Source organism: Mycobacterium gastri (genome assembly GCF_002102175.1).
GTDB lineage: Bacteria > Actinomycetota > Actinomycetes > Mycobacteriales > Mycobacteriaceae > Mycobacterium > Mycobacterium gastri.
The window spans coordinates 1-19,117 of record NZ_LQOX01000046.1 but is presented as its reverse complement, the minus strand read 5'-3'; the positions used below and the strand labels follow the sequence as shown (position 1 = coordinate 19,117).

General features: G+C 65.0%; 17 protein-coding genes, 3 tRNA genes and 2 pseudogenes. 7 read left to right on the top strand and 15 right to left on the bottom strand.

Annotation, left to right across the window (positions count from 1 at the left end):
• The first annotated feature begins 81 nt into the window (after positions 1–81).
• Both AWC07_RS03170 and AWC07_RS03165 read left to right on the top strand, forming a co-directional pair.
• On the top strand, positions 82–1,419 hold the full coding sequence (locus tag AWC07_RS03170) for an MDR family MFS transporter (protein WP_084293443.1): 1,338 nt from the start codon (positions 82–84) through the stop codon (positions 1,417–1,419).
• A gap of 152 nt (positions 1,420–1,571) precedes the next feature.
• Positions 1,572–3,074: a multicopper oxidase family protein gene (locus AWC07_RS03165; protein WP_425271215.1), complete on the top strand. Its 1,503-nt coding sequence runs from the start codon at positions 1,572–1,574 to the stop codon at positions 3,072–3,074.
• Positions 3,075–3,187: 113 nt separating this feature from the next.
• Here AWC07_RS03165 and wzm read toward each other — a convergent pair whose 3' ends face one another.
• From wzm to AWC07_RS03140, 5 genes are read right to left on the bottom strand one after another with little or no spacing between them, the layout of a single operon-like run.
• Positions 3,188–4,030, bottom strand: coding sequence for a galactan export ABC transporter permease subunit Wzm/RfbD (gene wzm, locus AWC07_RS03160; protein ID WP_036411655.1), 843 nt, complete (start codon positions 4,028–4,030; stop codon positions 3,188–3,190).
• On the bottom strand, positions 4,030–4,941 hold the full coding sequence (gene glfT1, locus AWC07_RS03155; RefSeq protein ID WP_036411653.1) for a galactofuranosyltransferase GlfT1: 912 nt from the start codon (positions 4,939–4,941) through the stop codon (positions 4,030–4,032). Before glfT1 ends, wzm begins: the two co-directional genes overlap by 1 nt.
• Positions 4,934–5,761 (bottom strand): galactan export ABC transporter ATP-binding subunit Wzt/RfbE, encoded by an 828-nt coding sequence (gene wzt / locus AWC07_RS03150; RefSeq protein ID WP_036411651.1) that lies wholly within the window; start codon positions 5,759–5,761, stop codon positions 4,934–4,936. Before wzt ends, glfT1 begins: the two co-directional genes overlap by 8 nt.
• Before the next feature lie 3 nt (positions 5,762–5,764).
• Positions 5,765–6,289, bottom strand: a complete 525-nt coding sequence (locus AWC07_RS03145) for a bacterial proteasome activator family protein (protein ID WP_139829511.1) — start codon at positions 6,287–6,289, stop codon at positions 5,765–5,767.
• Between the two features lie 15 nt (positions 6,290–6,304).
• Positions 6,305–8,302, bottom strand: a complete 1,998-nt coding sequence (locus tag AWC07_RS03140; RefSeq protein WP_036411649.1) for a DUF6541 family protein — start codon at positions 8,300–8,302, stop codon at positions 6,305–6,307.
• Between the two features lie 118 nt (positions 8,303–8,420).
• Here AWC07_RS03140 and AWC07_RS03135 point away from each other — a divergent pair, with 118 nt between their 5' ends.
• A complete protein-coding gene (locus AWC07_RS03135; RefSeq protein ID WP_036411647.1) occupies positions 8,421–9,617 on the top strand; it encodes a cysteine desulfurase-like protein in 1,197 nt (398 codons plus the stop codon).
• 79 nt (positions 9,618–9,696) lie between these two features.
• Here the strand turns inward: AWC07_RS03135 and AWC07_RS03130 are convergent, their stop codons facing one another.
• Positions 9,697–10,674 carry an NAD(P)H-quinone oxidoreductase gene (locus AWC07_RS03130; protein WP_036411645.1) on the bottom strand — a complete coding sequence of 326 codons (978 nt, stop codon included), beginning with the start codon at positions 10,672–10,674 and terminating at the stop codon, positions 9,697–9,699.
• Positions 10,675–10,707: 33 nt separating this feature from the next.
• Here AWC07_RS03130 and AWC07_RS03125 point away from each other — a divergent pair.
• Positions 10,708–10,794: transfer RNA gene (locus AWC07_RS03125), tRNA-Ser, on the top strand.
• Positions 10,795–10,798: 4 nt separating this feature from the next.
• Here AWC07_RS03125 and AWC07_RS29995 read toward each other — a convergent pair.
• From AWC07_RS29995 to AWC07_RS03110, 3 genes and pseudogenes are all read right to left on the bottom strand, one after another.
• Positions 10,799–10,948 (bottom strand): annotated as a pseudogene (locus AWC07_RS29995) (Rv2629 family ribosome hibernation factor); the annotation flags it as partial.
• A gap of 126 nt (positions 10,949–11,074) precedes the next feature.
• Positions 11,075–12,310 (bottom strand): lipase LipE, encoded by a 1,236-nt coding sequence (gene lipE, locus AWC07_RS03115; RefSeq protein ID WP_036411642.1) that lies wholly within the window; start codon positions 12,308–12,310, stop codon positions 11,075–11,077.
• Positions 12,311–12,352: 42 nt separating this feature from the next.
• Positions 12,353–13,177, bottom strand: coding sequence for a crotonase/enoyl-CoA hydratase family protein (locus AWC07_RS03110; RefSeq protein ID WP_036411639.1), 825 nt, complete (start codon positions 13,175–13,177; stop codon positions 12,353–12,355).
• Between the two features lie 23 nt (positions 13,178–13,200).
• On the opposite strand from AWC07_RS03110, the gene AWC07_RS03105 reads away from it, so the two are divergent.
• Entirely contained in the window at positions 13,201–13,785 is a 585-nt protein-coding gene (locus AWC07_RS03105) for a TIGR03086 family metal-binding protein (protein ID WP_085104950.1), read from the top strand.
• Here AWC07_RS03105 and hisC read toward each other — a convergent pair.
• A complete protein-coding gene (gene hisC, locus AWC07_RS03100) occupies positions 13,778–14,860 on the bottom strand; it encodes a histidinol-phosphate transaminase (RefSeq protein WP_036417129.1) in 1,083 nt (360 codons plus the stop codon). The genes AWC07_RS03105 and hisC overlap by 8 nt on opposite strands.
• Before the next feature lie 83 nt (positions 14,861–14,943).
• On the opposite strand from hisC, the gene AWC07_RS03095 reads away from it, so the two are divergent.
• Together AWC07_RS03095 and AWC07_RS03090 are read left to right on the top strand one after the other, a co-directional pair.
• A tRNA-Ser gene (locus tag AWC07_RS03095) sits at positions 14,944–15,032 on the top strand.
• A 32-nt stretch (positions 15,033–15,064) separates the two neighbouring features.
• Positions 15,065–15,137, top strand: a tRNA-Arg gene (locus AWC07_RS03090).
• Positions 15,138–15,270: 133 nt separating this feature from the next.
• On the opposite strand, the gene AWC07_RS03085 is transcribed toward AWC07_RS03090, so the two are convergent.
• The 5 genes and pseudogenes from AWC07_RS03085 to AWC07_RS27935 form a co-directional block, all read right to left on the bottom strand.
• A complete protein-coding gene (locus AWC07_RS03085; RefSeq protein WP_139829510.1) occupies positions 15,271–16,155 on the bottom strand; it encodes a nucleotidyl transferase AbiEii/AbiGii toxin family protein in 885 nt (294 codons plus the stop codon).
• Between the two features lie 2 nt (positions 16,156–16,157).
• Positions 16,158–17,072, bottom strand: coding sequence for a type IV toxin-antitoxin system AbiEi family antitoxin (locus tag AWC07_RS03080; RefSeq protein ID WP_036417137.1), 915 nt, complete (start codon positions 17,070–17,072; stop codon positions 16,158–16,160).
• A gap of 138 nt (positions 17,073–17,210) precedes the next feature.
• Positions 17,211–18,443: a site-specific integrase gene (locus AWC07_RS03075; protein ID WP_036417139.1), complete on the bottom strand. Its 1,233-nt coding sequence runs from the start codon at positions 18,441–18,443 to the stop codon at positions 17,211–17,213.
• Positions 18,443–18,631 (bottom strand): excisionase family DNA-binding protein, encoded by a 189-nt coding sequence (locus tag AWC07_RS03070; RefSeq protein WP_208622344.1) that lies wholly within the window; start codon positions 18,629–18,631, stop codon positions 18,443–18,445. Before AWC07_RS03070 ends, AWC07_RS03075 begins: the two co-directional genes overlap by 1 nt.
• Positions 18,632–18,889: 258 nt before the next feature.
• Positions 18,890–19,117, bottom strand: a pseudogene (locus AWC07_RS27935) (hypothetical protein); the annotation flags it as partial.

Here is a 19,117-nt window from a genome sequence, read left to right as displayed (position 1 = left end):
CATCGACCACCCGTCGCAACAGGTCGTGCAGTCCTGGACCCGGTGCGCCACCGTCGTCGACCCCACCGGAGCGATGCGTTAATGGCGTTGCTTGAGCAATTCCGCAGCTTCGACCGGCCCAGCCGGATGCTGATGATCAACCAGTTCGGCATCAACATGGGTTTTTACATGTTGATGCCGTATCTGGCGGCCTACCTCGCCGGCCCACTCGGGCTGGCGGGGTGGGCTGTCGGGCTGGTCCTGGGTGTCCGCAACTTCTCCCAGCAGGGCATGTTCGTCGTGGGCGGCACACTCGCCGATCGGATCGGTTACAAGCCGCTGATCGTGGCCGGCTGCCTGCTACGCACCGGGGGTTTCGCCTTACTCATCGTGGCTCACTCCTTACCGGTCGTGTTGATCGCGTCCGCGGCTACCGGTTTCGCCGGCGCGTTGTTCAACCCTGCGGTGCGCGCCTACCTAGCCGCCGATTCCGCTGATCGCCGTGTCGAAGCATTCGCGGTGTTCAACATCTTCTATCAGGCCGGCATTCTGCTGGGCCCGCTGGTCGGGGTCATCCTGGTGGCCGCCGACTTCCGCATCACCGCGGCAGCCGCGGCGGCCATCTTTGCGGTGCTGACGGTGGCGCAGTTGCTGGCGCTGCCGCAGCATCGCGCCGTTCCGTCATCGGAGAAAACATCGATAATCGATGACTGGCGAGTGGTCATCGCCAACCGGTCTTTCCTGCTGTTCGCCGTGGCGATGATCGGCTCCTACGTGTTGTCTTTTCAGGTCTACCTCGCTCTCCCGCTCCAGGCGTCGATCGTGACGAAGCGTTTTGAAACACCTTTAGTGGCAGGAATTTTTGTCGTTTCGGGTCTGGTCGCGGTCGGCGGGCAGCTACGCATCACCCGCTGGTTCGCCGCACGGTGGGGCCCCGGGCGCAGCCTGGCCATCGGCCTGGCCATGATGGCGGCCTCGTTCTTGCCGCTGGTAGTAATTCCCGACAGCTCTCGGTTAGGGATTCTTGCGGCTGCCGGCGCGCTGTTGGTGTCGGCAGCCATGCTCGCCGTCGGCTCGGCCGCGGTCTTCCCGTTCGAGATGGACACGGTCATGGCGCTGGCCGGTGGACGCCTTGTAGCCACCCATTACGGGTTCTACAACACCATCGTCGGGGTAGGAATCCTGGTCGGCAACCTGGCCACCGGCTGGGCGATGGGCGCAGCGCGGCAGCTGGGAGTCGGCGAACTCATCTGGGCCGGACTATTCCTTGTCGGTATCGTCGCCGCTCTGGCCTTATACTTCCTCGACCGCAACCATCACCTACAGCCCAAACGCGCCGCGGAAGAATATGCGACCGGATCGACCGGCGCTGGACGATTCCCCGCGGCTGAACCGGGTAATCCTAAGCGTGAGGCGGGGCCGGCGCGGTGCGGGAAATAGCGATTTGAGCGGCAGGTTGGCCTGAGGATAGTGCAGCATTTCGCCACGGAGTGCCGGTGAACGGAGTGACCGGCGCCCGGACGAACACCCTATGTCGGTATGTACCGGCCATTTGACTACCCGGCGAGGAGAACAACAGCGATGAGACCAGCGTGAATGACGGTCGGCTGAGCCGTAGGGCGTTTTTCACCGGTTCGGTGGCTGGGGGTGTCGGGTTGGCGCTAGCGGCGTGCGGGCGGTCGACGGTGGCCGCGCCCAATCTCGAGCAGGCTGTTGCTGCGGCGGAGAAGGCTCGCCCGCACACCGGTCGCAGTGTTGCCGCGGTGGTGACGGCGCAACCGGCGGCTATTGATCTCGGCGGCCCGGTTGCGCGGACGTTGGCCTACGGTGATGGGCTGCCGGGCCCGCTGATTCGGGCTAACGTCGGCGATGAGCTGGCGATTACGGTCAAAAACCGGCTGAGCGGTCCGACGTCGGTGCATTGGCATGGCATCGCGATCCGCAACGACATGGACGGTGTCTTTCCGGCCACGGCGAATATCGCGGCCGGCGGCGACTTCACCTACCGGTTCTCGTCGCCTTACCCTGGCACCTACTGGGCTCATCCACACCTTGGCCTGGAAACCGACTGTGGGCTTTATCTGCCGTTGATCATCGATGATCCCGCTGAGCCGGGGCGCTACGACGCCGAATGGATCGTTGTCTTCGATGACTGGACCGATGGGATCGGCAGGAGTCCCCAACAGATCTATGACGAGCTGAAGGGGACCCACATGCCCGCTCAGGGGTCCGGGTCGGCGGAGATGCCCGCCATGACAGGTGTCGGTAGCAGCGCTTTGCTCGGTGGGGACGCCGGCGATGTCGACTACCCCTATTACCTGGTTAACGGCCGCATTCCGGCGGCGCCGACCACCTTCGACGCCAAACCCGGCCAGCGCATCCGTATCCGTTTGATCAACGTCGGCGCCGACACCGCTTTCCGGGTGGCCCTGGCGGGCCATGTCATGACGGTCACCCACACCGACGGGTATCCGGTGGTGCCCACCGACGTCGATGCCCTGCTGCTGGGCATGGCCGAACGCTACGACGTCATCGTCACCGCAGGCGACGGCGTCTTTCCGCTGGTCGCTGTACCCGAAGGCAAAAAAGCCCAACCGGGGCGGGCCCTGCTGATCACTGCGGCCGGCGCCGCGCCCGACGCCTCCTTTGAACCAGCCGAACTCAACGGCCGAGTCGGCACCGTCGACATGTTCAGCGCCACACCGGCCGCCAGTCTAGGGTCGTCCCAATCGGATGTGAGCCTGGCTTTGGAGCTGACCGGTTCGATGATGAACTACGACTGGGCTATCAACGGCAAGCCCTACCCCAACAGCCCGCCGGTGACGGTCAAACAGGGACAGCGAGCCACCCTGGCGTTCACCAACTCCACGATGATGTACCACCCGATGCACCTGCACGGCCACACCTTCCAGGTGATCAAACCCGACGGCAGCCTGGGCGCCCGCAAAGACACCGTCAACGTGTTGCCCAACCAGAAACTCAACGCCCTGCTACTCGCCGACAATCCCGGGACCTGGATGATCCACTGCCACAACGCTTACCACCAAGAAGCCGGCATGATGACCAGCCTCAACTACACCGCCTACACCACCTGACTACTCGCACCCCACGCACGACAGCTTGGCAGCCTGACAAGTCGTGGTAACCCGGCCTGTTGCGTATTCAGGCCGCCATCACAGAGTCAACGTGTGCGGTTCGGGTCGACCGTTCAGACCCAGTACGGCACCCGCGCGCGGTACTGCCGCATGGCAAGCGCCGCCAGCATCCAGCCGACGGCGGTCAGCACCACCACCACCACCCAGTGCCGCAACTCCTGATGCGCGCCCAGCAGCGGCGCCCGCACGATGTCGAGGTAGTGCAGCAGCGGGTTGAGTTCGACGATGCGCGACCACCGCCCGGCGCCCTGATGGCGCAGGGTGTCGTCGTTCCAGATGATCGGGGTCATGAAGAACAGCAGCTGCACCACCGAGAACAGCAGCGGGGCGATGTCGCGGTAGCGGGTGGCCAGGATGCCGAAACACAGTGACACCCATACGCAATTGAGCACGATCAGTCCCAGTGCCGGAATCACCGACAGATCCGCCCACGACCACGGCTTGGGGAAGATGATCGCCACCACCAGATAGATCACGATGTTGTGCGCGAACAAGATCATCTGCCGCCACACCAGCCGATAGACGTGCACGCTCAACGGCGTCGGCAGTTGCTTGATCAGGCCCTCGTTGGAGACGAAGACATCGGCGCCGTCCAGGATGGCGGCGTTGATCAGGTTCCAGATGATCAGCCCGAGTGTTACGTAGGGCAGATGCTCCGACAGCTCGAGGTGAAACAGCTTGGAATACAACCCGCCCATCGCCACCGCGGTGGTTCCGGTGGCGATGGTGATCCAAAACGGGCCCAGCACCGAACGGCGGTAACGCTGCTTGATGTCCTGCCAGCCCAGGTGCAGCCACAGTTCGTGACGGCGGAACCCGTCGATCAGATCGGCCCGGGCGCGGGCAAGTGTGCGCGACTGCGCTTTGAAACTAGCTTGAGCGTCGATGAACGTCATTACGACCCTCCCAGATCAGGCCGCCCGAACCTCTCGCGACGGCCCAAGCGGCGCAACCGAATCCACTCCATCAGGCCCATGGGGTCACGGCGGGTCACCAGGAAGAACCAGCCGAACCGCAGCCACTCCTGCGGCAGGAGCTTACGCAGACCCGGCTGCGACAACACGTAGCCGCGATTGCGGTAGGTGAAGAACCGCTTGCCGGGGTCGTCGGGATACTGGGTGTGCATGCGGCCACCCAGGATCGGTTTGAACTCGTCGGACCCGCACGGGTGCAGGTACACCGCGTCCAGGCAGGTGCCGAACGGCAAGCCGGACCGAACCAGCCGGCGGTGCATCTCCACCTCGTCGCCGCGGATGAACAGCCGCAGGTCGGGCACACCGATCGCCTCGCACGTGGCGGCCCGAAACAGTGCCCCGTTGAACAGCGACGCGATCCCGGCAAGCAGCTCCTGCCCCTGTTCGGTGCGCAATTCGCTGGTGCGCCTTCGCCATACCAGACCGCGCCGCAGCGGAAACGCCAGTCGCTGCGGGTCGTTCATATTGCACACCATCGGCGACACCTCGGCCAAGCCGTATTTCTCGGCGCATGCCAGTAGCGTCTCGAGCACGCGGGTGTCCTGCGCGTGTCCGTCATCGTCGGCCAGCCACACCCAATCGGCGCCCAGCGCCAGCGCGTGCAACATGCCGAGTGCGAAACCGCCTGCGCCGCCAAGGTTTCGGCGCGAACCCAGGTAAGTGGTGGGGATCGGTTGGGCCGCAACCAAATCCCGGACCCGGTCGTCGGCGTCATTGTCGACGACGATCAGGTGATCCGGCGCCCGGGTCTGGGTGCTCAGCACATCCAGCGACGTCGCGAGTTCATCGAGGCGCCGGTGGGTGACCACGACGGCAGCGACAAACTCACTCATCCCCGGACGCTTGTTGCGCCATGCCCGTGTTCCGGGTCTCGTTCAGCACGTCGTGCACATGCCGGGCCGCGTCGGCACCCTCATAGGCGCGCACCACGTCTTCGATACCGCCGGTCAGTTTGATGACGCCGTGGTCGATCCACATCGCGGTCTTGCACAGGCGGGCCAGAAATTCGTTGGAATGGCTTGCGAACACCAGGATTCCGGAACGGTCGACCAGACTCTGCAGCCGCGACTGGGCTTTCTTGAGGAATTCGGCGTCCACCGCGCCGATGCCTTCGTCCAGCAGCAGGATCTCCGGGTCGATGCTGGTCACCACGCCCATCGCCAGCCGCACCCGCATGCCGGTGGAATAGGTGCGCAGCGGCATCGACAGGTACTCGCCCAACTCGGTGAACTCGGCGATCTCGTCCACCTTGGCCTGCATCTGCTTTCGGGTCTGTCCCAGGAACAAGCCGCGGATGATGATGTTTTCGTAGCCGGAGATCTCGGGGTCCATGCCGATGCCCAGATCGAAGACCGGCGCTACCCGGCCGCTGACCTTGGCCCAGCCGCGCGTCGGTTCGTAAATGCCTGAAAGTAGGCGCAGCAGAGTTGATTTCCCGGCTCCGTTGTGGCCGACCAGGCCCACCCGGTCGCCGAGTTCGAGCGACATGGTGATGTCTCGCAACGCCTCGATGACGACGACGTTGGAGCTGTTGCGGCCGATCGCCCCGCCGGCCTTGCCCAGAAAGGCCTTCTTCAGGGAACGCGATTTGGCGTCGAAGATGGGAAACTCCACCCACGCATCGCGCGTCTCGATGTGCGGACCCTTGGACACGGTCTAGAGGTACTGTCCGGTGCCGTGGCCGTGGCCCTTGGCGATGCCGGGTGGCAGCGCGCCCTGGCGCATCTGCTCCAGCTGCGCGCGGGCGGCCATCTGCTGGGCGAACAGCGCGGTCTGGATGCCGTGGAACAGCCCTTCCAGCCAGCCGACCAACTGCGCCTGCGCGATGCGCAACTCGGCGTCCGAGGGCGCGGCGTCCTCGTCGAACGGCAGCGTCAGCCGGTCGAGTTCTTCGCGCAGTTCCGGCGCCAGCCCGTCTTCGAGCTCGCGGATGCTGGTGGCGTGGATATCGCGTAGCCGGTTGCGGCTGGCTTCGTCCAGCGGCGCGGCCCGGACCTCTTCGAGCAGTTGCTTGATCATGGTGCCGATTCGCATCACCTTGGCGGGCTGTTCGACGAGGTCGGTCAGCGAACGCTCGTCGGAGTCGTCTTCGGCTATCGCCATGAACCGCGGTTCGCCACCGATGATCTCGACGCCCTCGACATCTTGGTCGTCGTTGCCGGTAGTCAATCCTGTCACCATCCTCTTACGTGTCGACTAGGAGTGCTTCGTCAAGGCCTGCCCGCGCCACTCGTAAATCCGGGCCCCGCCGTTGTCGTAAATCTTCTTCCACGACGGCGATTTCTCCAGAGAGACTAGTCCGTCGGGAACGGGGAACCCCCTGACCGTCGGGCTGCTGGTCAGGATGTAGCGGATATTGAGCGTCTTGATGGAATCCAGTACCCGCGGATCGGCATCGCCATTGCGGGCGTAGGCCCAGAAGATAAACCGGTGGTAGCCCGGGCCTTGCTGCACCGGGTAGTCGTAGTGGGTCCATAGCGGATGCAGGTCGGCCACGGCATACATCCATGCGGTGCCGTCGGTGTTGGCATTGCCGATCAGGGTGTCGCGTGCGCCGGGCAGGGTCGCCAGGTAGGCCATGGCGTCGAGGTCGCGTTGGTCGATCATCACCGAGTCGTACTTGTCGCCGAACAGGAAGCGGTGCCGCGGAAAGTAATGCCAGGTACTGGCCAGGCAGATCGCTATCAGCAGCGCGGCGGTGACCGAGGTCCACAACGGTTGCGGCACTGTCTTGAAGCGCTGGGTCAGTCGTTTGCCGCCGGCCACCGCCAGCATCACGATCGTGAACAAGGCGATGCCGGCCATCAGCATCAGCAGCAGTGCGGTGGCCGCCGCGATCCGGCGCGGGTCGTTGTAGAAGAATTCGCCGAGCCCGCCGACCAACACTTCGATCGGGCCGCCCAGCGGGGTGCCGGCATTGACGTTCATCACGATCAGCAGCAACCACACCGCCAGCGGCCACCAGATCTTTTTGACCAGCAGCAGGAACCCGCCGATGGCGGCCAGCACAATCAGGGCGTACTGGACGGGGAAGTCGTTGAGGTGGCGGGAGTGCTGGAAAACGGCGTCGAAGATGCCGCGCTTGGTACTCAGATAGGTGAGGAAGGAGTGTCCGGCGATGATGTCTTCCTGCTGTTGGACGCTGAGGAATTGCGGCAACATGATCACCCCGGAAAGCACTGCCACGCCGGCCAGCGTCAGCAGATCGGCCAGCCGGCCGCGGACCGGACGCCACAGCGCATCGAGGAGCCACCAGGCCGACACCAACAGCACGACGACGACGCCGCCGCTGATGTGCGCCGACAACACGCCCACGAACGCCAGCACGGCCACCGGGATCCGGTCGCGGTGGCGCAACGTCGAGCTGATCAGCGCCATGGTGGGCACCGCGACCCCGTAGGCCGCGAGGTTGGGCATCGCGGCGGTGTCGAATTCGACATAGGGCACCGCGGTGAACGACGCCGACAATGCCGCCGCGGTGGCGGCCGCCCCGGCGGTCAGCCACTGCGCCGAGGCCGAGGTGGCCGGCCACTCGGCCAACCGCGAGCGCAGCACCCGCCAGGTCAGCACCGCCGCGCTCACCGGAAACAGCCAGATGGCGGCGGCCAGCGAGTTCAGCGTGTAACCGGTGGTGGGTGCGGCGCCGGTGAGCTGGCAGAACACCGCGGCCAGCGCGTGGAACACCGACGGGTAGTAGAGCAGCGCATGGGTTTCGACGTTGCGAAGCTCGCCCATGTGGGTGGGTGACGCCTGGCCGGTGTCGAGGATGAAGCGCACGGTGTTGGCGTGCCACACCGCGTCCCAGGTGCTGGGAATGGACTGCCAGTGCGGGATCCCGCGATAGGCCGCCCAGCCGATGAACAGCACCCCCAACAGCACCCCGGCCGCGACCGTCAGCGCCGGACCGCGACCGACCGCTCGCGCCTCAGCGTCCCGGTCCCGAATGCGGCCGAGCAACAGCTGAAGGCCGGTGACCACCGCGGCCACGACGGCCAAGGCCAGCAGTGCCGTCCAGCCGTTCCACGGGATGCCCAGCGCGCCATAGGGCAGGATCGCCACGGCGATGACGCCGTACGTCAGCGGCGGGCCCACCGCGATGGCGGTGGGCCAGTTCAGCTGAGCGATGCGTGCGACGATTGCCCCGGGCGCGATCAGCAATACCAATGCGATCAGCGTTCCGAACCACAAGCTCACTGGACTAGTATGGCTGGCCGGGTGTCCTGGCCCGCGAAGCCGAACCGGCAGCAACGTCGATGGGGACCCGCGACCGTCACCAATTTGCAGTTATAACGAGAGCATTAGGGTGGCTGGCATGCCATATGACGTCGCCCGGGTGCGGGGGTTGCACCCGTCACTGGGTGACGGATGGGTGCACTTCGACGCGCCGGCCGGCATGCTGATTCCCGATTCCGTCGCGACCACCGTGTCGACGGCATTTCGCAGGTCTGCCGCCAGCACGGCGGGTGCGCATCCCTCGGCGAGGCGCAGCGCCGCCGTGCTGGATGCGGCGCGTGCGGCGGTGGCCGATCTGGTCAACGGTGATCCGGGCGGCGTGGTGCTGGGCGCCGATCGCGCGGTGCTGCTGTCGTCGTTGGCCGAGGCGTCGTCCTCGCGCGCCGGCTTGGGCTACGAGGTGATCGTCAGCCGCCTCGACGACGAGGCCAACATCGCACCGTGGCTGCGGGCGGCGCACCGCTATGGCGCCAAAGTGAAGTGGGCCGAGGTCGACATCGAGACCGGTGAGCTGCCGACGTGGCAGTGGGAGAGCCTGATCAGCAAGTCGACCCGGCTGGTCGCGGTCACGTCCGCATCAGGGACGCTGGGCGCGGTCACCGACCTGCGGGCGATGACCAAGCTGGTCCACGACGTCGGCGGTCTGGTGGTGGTCGACCATTCCGCTGCCGCCCCGTACCGGTTGATCGACATCAAGGAAACCGAGGCCGACGTGGTGGCGGTGAACGCCGTCGGCTGGGGCGGGCCGCCGGTGGGGGCGATGGTTTTCCGTGAGCCGGCGCTGATGAACACCTTCGCCTCGGTGTCGACGAACCCCTATGCCACCGGCCCGGCGCGGCTGGAGATCGGCGGGCATCAGTTCGGTCTGCTGGCCGGCTTGGTCGCCAGCATCGAATACCTCGCCTCCCTGGACGAGTCGGCTCGCGGGACTCGCCGCGAACGCCTGTCGGTGTCGATGCATTCCGCGTCGGCCTACCTGAACCGGATCTTCGACTACCTGATGGTGTCGCTGCGGTCATTGCCGCTGGCGATCCTGATCGGCCGCCCGGAAGCGCGGATACCGGTGCTGAGCTTCGCATTTCAAGACGTGCCGGCCGATCGGGTGGTACAGCGCCTGGCCGACAACGGCATTCTGGCGATCGCGAATGCCAACTCCCGTGCGCTGGACGTGCTGGGCGCGAATGACGTGGGCGGCGCAGTGACCATCGGGCTGGCCCACTATTCGACGACGGCAGAGGTGGACCAGCTGGTCCGCGCGCTGGCTTCGTTGGGTTAAGAGTCGGGTTAGCTACTCGCGACCGTAACGCCAGGGCGAAATTTCGGCGCTGATATCGCCGTGGCGTTACGCTCGCGGGTTAGCTGCTGACCGTCAGCAGGATCTTGCCGTACGTCTTGCCTGACAGCATCAGTTGATGCGCCTCCGCGGCCTGTTGGATGGGCAGCCGGGTACCGATGATCGGCCGAACCCGGTCGTTGGCGATCATCGGCCAGACCGAGGCCGTGACCGCCTGGGCGATGGCGCTCTTGCTGTTCGGACCGGTGACCGGCCGGGCCCGCAGGGTGGTGCCGATGATCCGGGCCCGTTTGGTGAGCAACTTGCCCAGGTTGAGTTCCGCCTTGACCCCGCCCTGCATGCCGATGACCACCAGTTGACCGTCGACGGCTAGGGCGTCGATATTGCGGTCCAGATAGGCCGCCCCCATGATGTCGAGGATCACATCGGCGCCGGGGCTCTCCTCTTTGAGGCGAGCTACGAAGTCCTCGTCGTGATAGTTGATGGTGAGGTGCGCGCCGAGGCCGCGACAGAGTTCCAGCTTTTCCGGTGTCCCGGCGGTGACCGCCACCCGGGCGCCCAATGCGCGTGCGACCTGGATCGCGTGGGTGCCGATGCCGCTGGCTCCGCCGTGGATCAGGAGCAGCTGACCCGGGCCCAGGTGCGCGGTCATCACCAGGTTCGACCACACCGTGCAGGCGGCTTCGGGAAGGGCCGCGGCGTCGACGAGATCGACCTTCGGGGGAAGCGGCATCACCTGGCCGGCAGGAACGGCGACGTACTCGGCGTAGCCACCGCCGGCGAGCAGCGCGCAAACCTCTTGTCCCACAGCCCAATCCGAGACACCTGAACCCACGTCGGCGACGGTGCCGCTGACCTCCATGCCGATGATCTCGCTGGCTCCCGGCGGCGGCGGATATTTTCCGGCCGCCTGCAGCACGTCGGCGCGGTTGACGCCGGCCGCGGCGACCTCGACGAGCACCTCGCCCGGACCCGCGGAGACATAGGGGACTTCCTGCCACACCAGTTGATCTGCCGATTCGGCGACGATGGCACGCATGACGGCCACGCTACAACCGTTACCCTAAGCAGCGGTGGCGTGGCAGAGCGGCCTAATGCACTCGCCTTGAAAGCGAGAGACGGCTAAAACCGTCCGGGGGTTCAAATCCCTCCGCCACCGCCGTTCAGTGCAGCGTCGGCGCATACCGAAGCACGGCGGCGACGCCGTCAGTCGGAGCCACCCGCTCGTCGGTGCGCACCAGCGAAGCCCCGACCGAGACCGCCAACAGCGGCAGCGCCTCGTCGGCTCGCAGCGTTTTGGCCGGTGCGGCCCCCGTTATCGACGAACCGCGCGTGCGCGTCGTCGGCGCTGCCGATGTCCTTGGTGGCCACAACCTCGCCGTGCGGGTTGATCACTGGGTAGGTAGACAAGCCTCCAGGGTTCCCGCCGGCCGGCGAGGTCAACCGGATGGGATCGTGGCGGTGATCGTGTTCAGCAACGCCCCGTAGCGGCCGGCGTCGGGGTCTCTGCCCGGTTTTCCGCTGCTGATCACCGCGGCGGCCAGGCGGCGCTGCGGGTCGGCCCAGACGGCGATGTTGACCAGGCCGAGGTGACCGAACGCGGCCGGCGCGTTGCGGCCGAACGGCCCGAACCGGGTCGATCCCAGCATGTATCCGGTGCCCCAGCGCAGCGGCATCAGACCGGTCGCGACATCGGGCCGCAGCCGCCGGCATTCCTTGACCGCGTTGCGCACCGTCTCGGGCCGCATGATCCGGACCCCGTCGAGTTCGCCGCCGCGGCGCAGGATCTCCATGAAGCGCGACAGCTCGTTGGCGGTAGAGACGGTGTTGGACGACGGGACGATGGTGCTCAGAAACAACGGCTGGTTGGTGTAGGGGATGACCTCGTGCACGGTTCCGCCGATGGCCTTGCGGAAGATCGCGGCCATCACCGGCGGCAACGGCCGCCCGGTCGCGTGGCTGGGGGCCACCAGCGGGAGGTCTTTGTTGGCGACACCGAAGTTGGTCCAGCGAAAGCCCAGCGGGTCGAGGATCTCGGTGGCCAGGATGTCGCGGATTTCCTTACCGGTGGTCCGCCAGACGATCTCGCGAATCAGCGGACCCCAGGTCAGCGCGTGGTACATGTGGACCAGCCCGGGCCGGTAGATCGGGCGCAATTCGCCGAGCTTTTCTAGGGCGTACTCGTGGTCGTCGGCTTTGGTGACGTCCGGCCTGGGGCCGGTGGGAAACGGGACGCCGGCGCTGTGGGTCAGCACATGCCGGATGGTGGTCCGATCCTTGCCGTGACTGGTGTAGGTCGGCAGGTACTCGCAGACGCGGTCGTCAAGGGAGAAGTGGCCCTGCTCGGCGAGCAGGTGCACGACGGTCGCGGTGATGGCCTTCGCCGACGAGTAGGCGCAGAACGGGGTGTCGGTGGTGACCGGGATCTTCTCCGCGTCGGGCGGATCGGTCGGGGCGTTGCCCCAGCCGTGGCCGATCGCGCGGTTGAGCACCACGTTTTCGTTGTGGCGCAGGCATACCTGGATGGCGGGGTGCATTCCGGCCTGGTACCAGTAGCGGGCGGCCTGCCAGATCCGTTCGACGGCCGCACTGTCGATGTCGGAGTGGTCTTCCTCGGCGATCGCCGTCACGGCGTCCAGGTCGGCGGGGACGCGGATCTTTCCGTCGGGGGTCATCTCTGCCACCTTCGCGAGGGTACGGGGCTGTAGCGGCAGGGCTTACTCCCCGGTGAACTGCGGCGGCCGCTTGGCGAAGATCGCCGAGATGCCCTCGGTCAGGTCCTTCGACGGCAGGAAGGCGGCGTTCCACGCGGCGACATAGCGAAGGCTCTCCGACACGGCCGAAATGCGTTGCTGATCGAGGACATCCTTGATGCCGTGCACGGTCAGCGGCGGGTTTTCGGCGATCTCGGTGGCCGTGGCGTGTGCCGCGGCCAGCGTGGCCTCGGCGTCCGGGTAGACATCGTTGACCAGGCCGATCTTCTCGGCGCGGGCAGCGTCGATGTCGCGGCCCGTCAGCGCCAGTTCGCGCAGGTGACCGTCGTTCAAGATCAGCGGCAGCCGCGCGAGGCTGCCGACGTCGGCGACGATGGCCAGTTTGACCTCGCGCACCGAGAACTTGGCGTCGGCGCTGGCGTAGCGGATGTCCACCGCCGAGATCAGGTCGACGCCGCCGCCGATGCACCAGCCGTGTACCGCGGCGATGGTGGGGGTGCGGCAGTCAGCGACCGCGCTGATCGCGTTCTGCATGCGCTTGATCTCGGCGTGAAACTCCGCGCGCGGGCCTGCCAGGGCGTCGCCGGACAGCAGCGGGGTGAACGAGCCCCCCATCGCCGGGACGTCGAGGCCGTAGCTGAAGTTCTTGCCAGAGCCGGCGATAACGATGGCCCGCACCTCGCGGTCGGCGTCCTGCTTTGCGAACACTTCGGGCATCTCCGACCAGAACGCGGGGCCCATCGCATTGCCCTTACCCGGCCCGATCAGGGTCACCCGCGCGACCCGGTCCTTGATGTCGACGGTGACGGATTCGTATGTTTCGCCCATCCCGAGACCGTAGCGTGGCGAGTATGTCCCGCGATTTGCGACCCGGACCAGATTCTCCACCGACCGACGAGCTGCAAAGCGCCGAGGCCTCACTCGGGGTCCTGCAGCAGGTGCTGCACACCATCGCCGCCGACGACCGGGCCAAGCAGACGCCGTGCACCGAGTACGACGTGAAGGGGCTGACCGGGCATCTGCTCAACTCGATCATGGTCCTCGGCGGCATGGTCGACGCGGAATTCTCCATGCGAGAGGACACCGACTCGGTGGAGCGTCTGGTGATCGGCGCCGCTCGGCCGGCGTTGGATGCCTGGCACCGCCACGGCCTGGATGGCGAGGTCGCGCTGGGCCCCGGCTCGATGTCGGCCAGGGTAGCCGTGTCGGTCTTTTCGATCGAGTTCCTGGTCCACGCTTGGGATTACGCGACGGCAGTGGGACATGAGGTGCGCGTGGCCGATTCGCTGGCCGAGTACGTGCTGGGATTGGCCCACACGTTGATCAAGCCGCATGAACGCAGCGCCGCCGGGTTCGACGAGCCGGTCGACGTTCCCGAGCGTGCCAGCGCGCTGGATCGGCTCATCGCGTTCACGGGCCGCAACCCGGTCAGTTAGCCGTCACGACGTCGACTGAGCGTCGGCTTCCCCCCCAGCTGCGCGCGAACCGCAGCAGGGCGTCGTTTTCGTCCGGCGCACCTATGGTGACCCGGACGCCGTCGGGGCTCATCGGGCGGACCACGATGCGCGCGGCGGCCGCCTTTTCCACGAAGTCACGAGTGCGCGCTCCCAGCGGCAGCCAGACGAAGTTGGCCTGCGGTGGCGGCAGGGAGAACCCGGCGTCGCGCAGCGCCGCAGTCACCCGGGTGCGCTCGGCGACCACCGCGTCGGTGCGGGCCAGTAGTTCGTCGGCGGCCTTCAGCGAGGCGATGGCGGCCGCTTGGGCGACGCTCGACACGGTGAACGGCACGTAGACCTTGTCCAGCGCGACGATCATGTCGGGGTGCCCGATCGCGTACCCGACGCGTAAACCCGCCAGGCCGTACGCCTTCGAGAAGGTCCGCAGCACCACGACGTTGCTGTGAGAGCGGACCAACTCCAGGCTGTCGGGGGCCATGCCGTCGCGGACGTACTCGATGTAGGCCTCGTCGATCGCGATCAGGATGTGTGGCGGAACCGCTTTGATGAAGTCGGCGAGGGCCTCCGGGGGAACAACGGTCGATGTCGGGTTGTTGGGATTGCACACGAAGATCAGCCGGGTGCGGTCGGTGACCGCGGCGAGCATCGCCTCGAGGTCGAACGTGTGGTTGGTCAACGGCACCGGGACGGCCATCGCGCCCGCGACCGCAACCTGCGGCGGGTAGAGCTCGAAGCTGCGCCAGCCGAAGATCACCTCGTCGCCTACCGAGGCGACGATCTGAACCAGCTGCTGGCAGAGGCTGACTGAACCGCACCCGACGGCGATGTGCTCTGGCGCGACGTCCACGTGCTTGGCCAACGCCGTCTTGAGCTCGACACAGCCGTTGTCGGGGTAGCGGTTGATCGAGCCGGTGGCGTGTTCGATGGCGGCGCGGACGCTGGGCAGCGGGCCGAACACGGTCTCGTTGCTGGCCAATTTGATCGCACCCGGCACGGTCTTGCCGGGGACATAAACTGGCAGCCCGTCCAGCACGGGTCGCAGGCGGGCAGGCACGTCGACAGCATATGTGGCAGCTGTGTACGCTAGGCGTCCGGCGGCTTCGGTGCCGGAGCGTCGGGTACCCTCAGGAAGTCCATGGAGGCGTGCCAGAGCGGCCGAATGGGGCTCACTGCTAATGAGTTGTCCCCCTTCAAGGGGACCGGAGGTTCAAATCCTCTCGCCTCCGCTAGGTCCTTCGGGGTACACAACTGAACACAAGCGCCCGTAGCTCAACGGATAGAGCATCTGACTACGGATCAGAAGGTTGGGGGTTCGAATCCCTTCGGGCGCGCTCAGCTCAGAGGTTGTTTTCGGCATCTGGGGGCCTCGCTGTTGGGACTTTGACGACAGTTCTGACGACAGTAGGCATCGTGGCAACCGGTGTGCGATTCCGGTACTGCGCGCGCCCAGGAGGCGCGGCGAGATCAACCGCGCAGCGCGGAGAGCGCGTCTTGCACTTCCGAACGGTGACGTTCGTTGCAGGAAGCCCACCGCTGTTCGTTCACGTCGAGGTCGTTGAGGAACGCGAACCTACGTCGGACTCGGGCTTCCCAGTCCGGGATGTCGACGGGCCGGGTTAACACCCCAATCGAGTCGGGCTCGAAGTCTTGCTCACGACGGACAGTGAGGATGTCTTCTGGCCGAAGGGGCGGGTTGCCACGTCGATCATCGATCACGTCAGCCCACACCTTGAGTACCCACAGGCGCCGCACGAGAGGTTCGTCGAAAGTGGAACTCGCGAAGTGGTTCAAGTCGTAGAGATCTCGTGCGAAAGCGACGCGTCGGTATCGCGCAAGTTTTTCTGCGCAAGCTTCCGCTTCAGCGACCACTGGCAGTGTGGGCAAGGGAAAGCCGTAGGCCCTATGGATCGGCAACGGCACGAAAGGGAGCGGCTCCGGCGGTAGAGCCAATGGGCGCCGCGCGAATTCGACACTCGCCGCAATCCGGGGCTCACCCAATTCAGCATGACTGACCGTCAGCCCCCAATGACGTCCATCGCCCCTGGTGCTCACGATGCCAAATTCAAAGCCACCGACGCGTGCTCCATCGATAAGACCGCAAACCTCGAGCACTACGTCGTCGTCGGGCGCGCTGAAGTCTAAGTCGGTTGAGAATCGGCCGGCGTTGCCCAACCGACACTTCCGCAAGCTAGTGCCACCCTTAAATACCAAGCGACCGTCACCGAAATTCGCCGCTTGAGCGAGGAGGAATAGTAAGTGATCTTGGGCGACGTCGAGCAACGCTGCATCATATACATCGGCTCGCCCGGTTGCATGACGTGCGACTAGGGCGCGAGTAAGGCTAGCCACAGTCAGGCCTTACCAACAACGGACAACAACGGTGCGACGAGATCATCGACGAGCTGGTATTCCGGAACCCACACGCCCTTAGGGCCGCGATTCGCGTGAATGCGCGGATGAGTGAATTGAACGACGGACGTCATCTTCATCTGATTTTTCGCGAGCAGTGCCGCGCCTCGTTCAGGGTCACCCGCCACGGCGATCAGGTAGCTGGCACGTTGCCATGTCGACATCGACTGTCCCGAAAGAAGTGGCAGCAGGCGGTCATCGACGCAATCACCAGCTAGCACATCTAGGTGCGAGACGATATCTGCCCATGGCCCGAATGACGACGGGCGCGCGGCAAGCTGCACAAGCAGGGCCTCCGGGCCAAACGCAGGTAGTCCTGTCGCCCACGAGACGATATCGAGTCGCCGTCTGAGGAGCAGCGCCGTGCTAGGGGCCAGCTGGGCGGTGTCCTGGATATTCCAGGAGATTTTTACAATGGACACGTATTTGCGCAGACCGTCTGGAAGCCGCTTCTCGGCTGGAAGCCACACTGAAACGCGACCCTGAGGCTGCCGATCGAGGTACCCGAGATGCCATGCAGCTGCGGCACCGGCCAGCATGCAGCCTGCGTCGTGGTCACGCGCCAGCCATGCACGGACCGGAAGATACGGGTCGGACACGGCAGCCTCTCCGGGCGGGATAAATGCCCAAGTTCCGTGGACCGGCAGGCCGACCAGCCAGCCCAGGCGGCGTAGGTCGCGTATTGCCGAATCGACATCGCGCTCACTATTGGCTTCCGCTAGCCGTAGGGCGAGATCTTCGGTGGTCACGACTATCGGTCGATCGCGAGCAAGCCCGGCAATCACCGCCGAGGCCCACCTTGGGATGCGCCGGTCAGCACCGACAGGGCTGGTCGCACCGTGCGGGCTTATCTTCATAGCGGACATAGTACCGTATATGACCATCTTCCGCTTCATACCTAAGTATCTACTTAAGTCTGATGCGGTATGTGGTGAAACTGCAGTCCTTAATCCGCTATGAACCTAAGTGGCGATTTAGTGCATCGACGCTCGCCATCACCGGGCCGGATTCAGCAGCGAATCCATGCCCGCGACGGCCGAACGCTGAACCTGTTCGATCACGTCCACATACGTCCCTGTAGTCACAGATATCGAGCTATGACGCAGTATGCGCTGCACCGTTGCTGCCTCGACACCCATCGCGAACAACAAAGTCGCACAAGAATGCCGGAGGTCGTGGAGTCGGATGCTTCGAACCCCAGCTCGCCGGCACAGTGTCTCGAACGCTCGGTTGACGTTCCTGGGCTCGAGCGGCGTCCCGTTCTTGGTCGTGAATACCAGTCCGAGTGTGTTGGCCTGAGCGACCTGTGTGTCGCCGAACTGATTGAGTCGATGCCGCCGCAAGATCGCAATCAGCTCCGCCGGCAGCGGCACAGAGGCAGCAGACGATTCGGTTTTCACGTCCCGCAAGGCTAGGTTCGTTCCTACGCGTGAAAGCGCCTTCGCGATAACGACCCGTCCGTTGACCAGGTCGACGTCGACCCACCGAAGCCCGAGCGCCTCTCCGCGCCTAAGACCGATGGCCAGCGCTACCGCCCACAACGCATAGAGCCGGTCGTGTCGTGCAGTTTCGAGAAACATGCGAGCTTCTTCCGCCGACCACGGCGTCACTTTGCGAATCGAGCCGGCCGGCATCTTGACCTGTCGAGCAACATTTCGAGCCAGCAGTTCCTCATCAACGGCGTCTTGCAGTGCCGCACGCACAAGTCGGAGCAAATAACGCAAGGTACCGGTACCCGCGACCTGCCCGCAGCACCCGGCCGGTTTCTTCGCGCAGCACCGCGCCTTGCCCTTCATCGCCCGCTCGGCGTCCTTCCCCTGTGCACAGCACTGACACGTTGTCCGCAGTCCGTTCAGCCATGCGCGGATGTGTTGCGCTTGCAGCACACGCAGCCTCCGTTTACCCAGTCCCGGTACGACATACAAGCGCACCAACAGCTCATACGAGGAAAAGGTCGTCTCCCGCACGTTCGGTTGCGCGATCTCCGTCAACCAGTACCGCATGTACTGCTCGACAGTGGATGTCGTGCTGTCAACCGGAATTCCTTTGCGTTGCAGATCCTTTAGGCGTGTGCGTTCAGTGTCCGCCTCTTCCCAAGTCGAGGCATAGACGCTGATGCGTTTCCGTCGGCCATCCGGGGTGTCGACGAACACTTTGAGCTCGTAGCGCCCGTCTTCACGTTGGGAGATATTGCCCGAGCCGTTCGGGTTGCGCTTTTTCGTTGCCATCACGCGGCTCCCTCAATCAAGCCGGAGAGGTAATCATCGAACGATTGCCGAACAATTCGGCGGCACCTCCCGATCTGCACTGATTTGACCCGCCGGTCCCAGATCAGGCGGTAGATCATCCATCGGCTGACGGCGAGCCGGTCGGCAGCGGCCTGAACAGTCATCAGCTCTCCCTGGTCTTCGATCACCATTCACCTCAATACCTATGCCACAGGTCTGACAAGGAAGTAACGTCGTGCGGCTGATTGCAAACCGCTCGGCGGCGGGTCTGAGCGGTCATCGGATCTTGGTGGCTCTCAAGCATTATCCACCTCAACACAGACACCGAGGAGCGGAAGCTTTGGAACTGTGCGCGTACACCCGCTTCGACACACGGGAATAAGAGCCGCACCCTTGCGGTGGATGCGGTATGGGTCTGCGCCGGATGGGGGACGTGCGTCATGATTTCAGGCTCCTTCCTTGGCCGCTTCGCGAGCAGTAATTCGCTGTTCTCGCGCACGGTCGGACGCTGAGACTGCGAGGACTCGATCTCCGAGGCTGATGTGCCCCAAGCGCTGGAACTGCCAAGGGATCGGCTCATCGGTTCGGATTCCGACGTGAACCGTCCCGGGTTTTATGCGCACCTTCCTTTGAGGGAAGGATGGCGCGATGGCGATCAGGTACGACGAGAACAC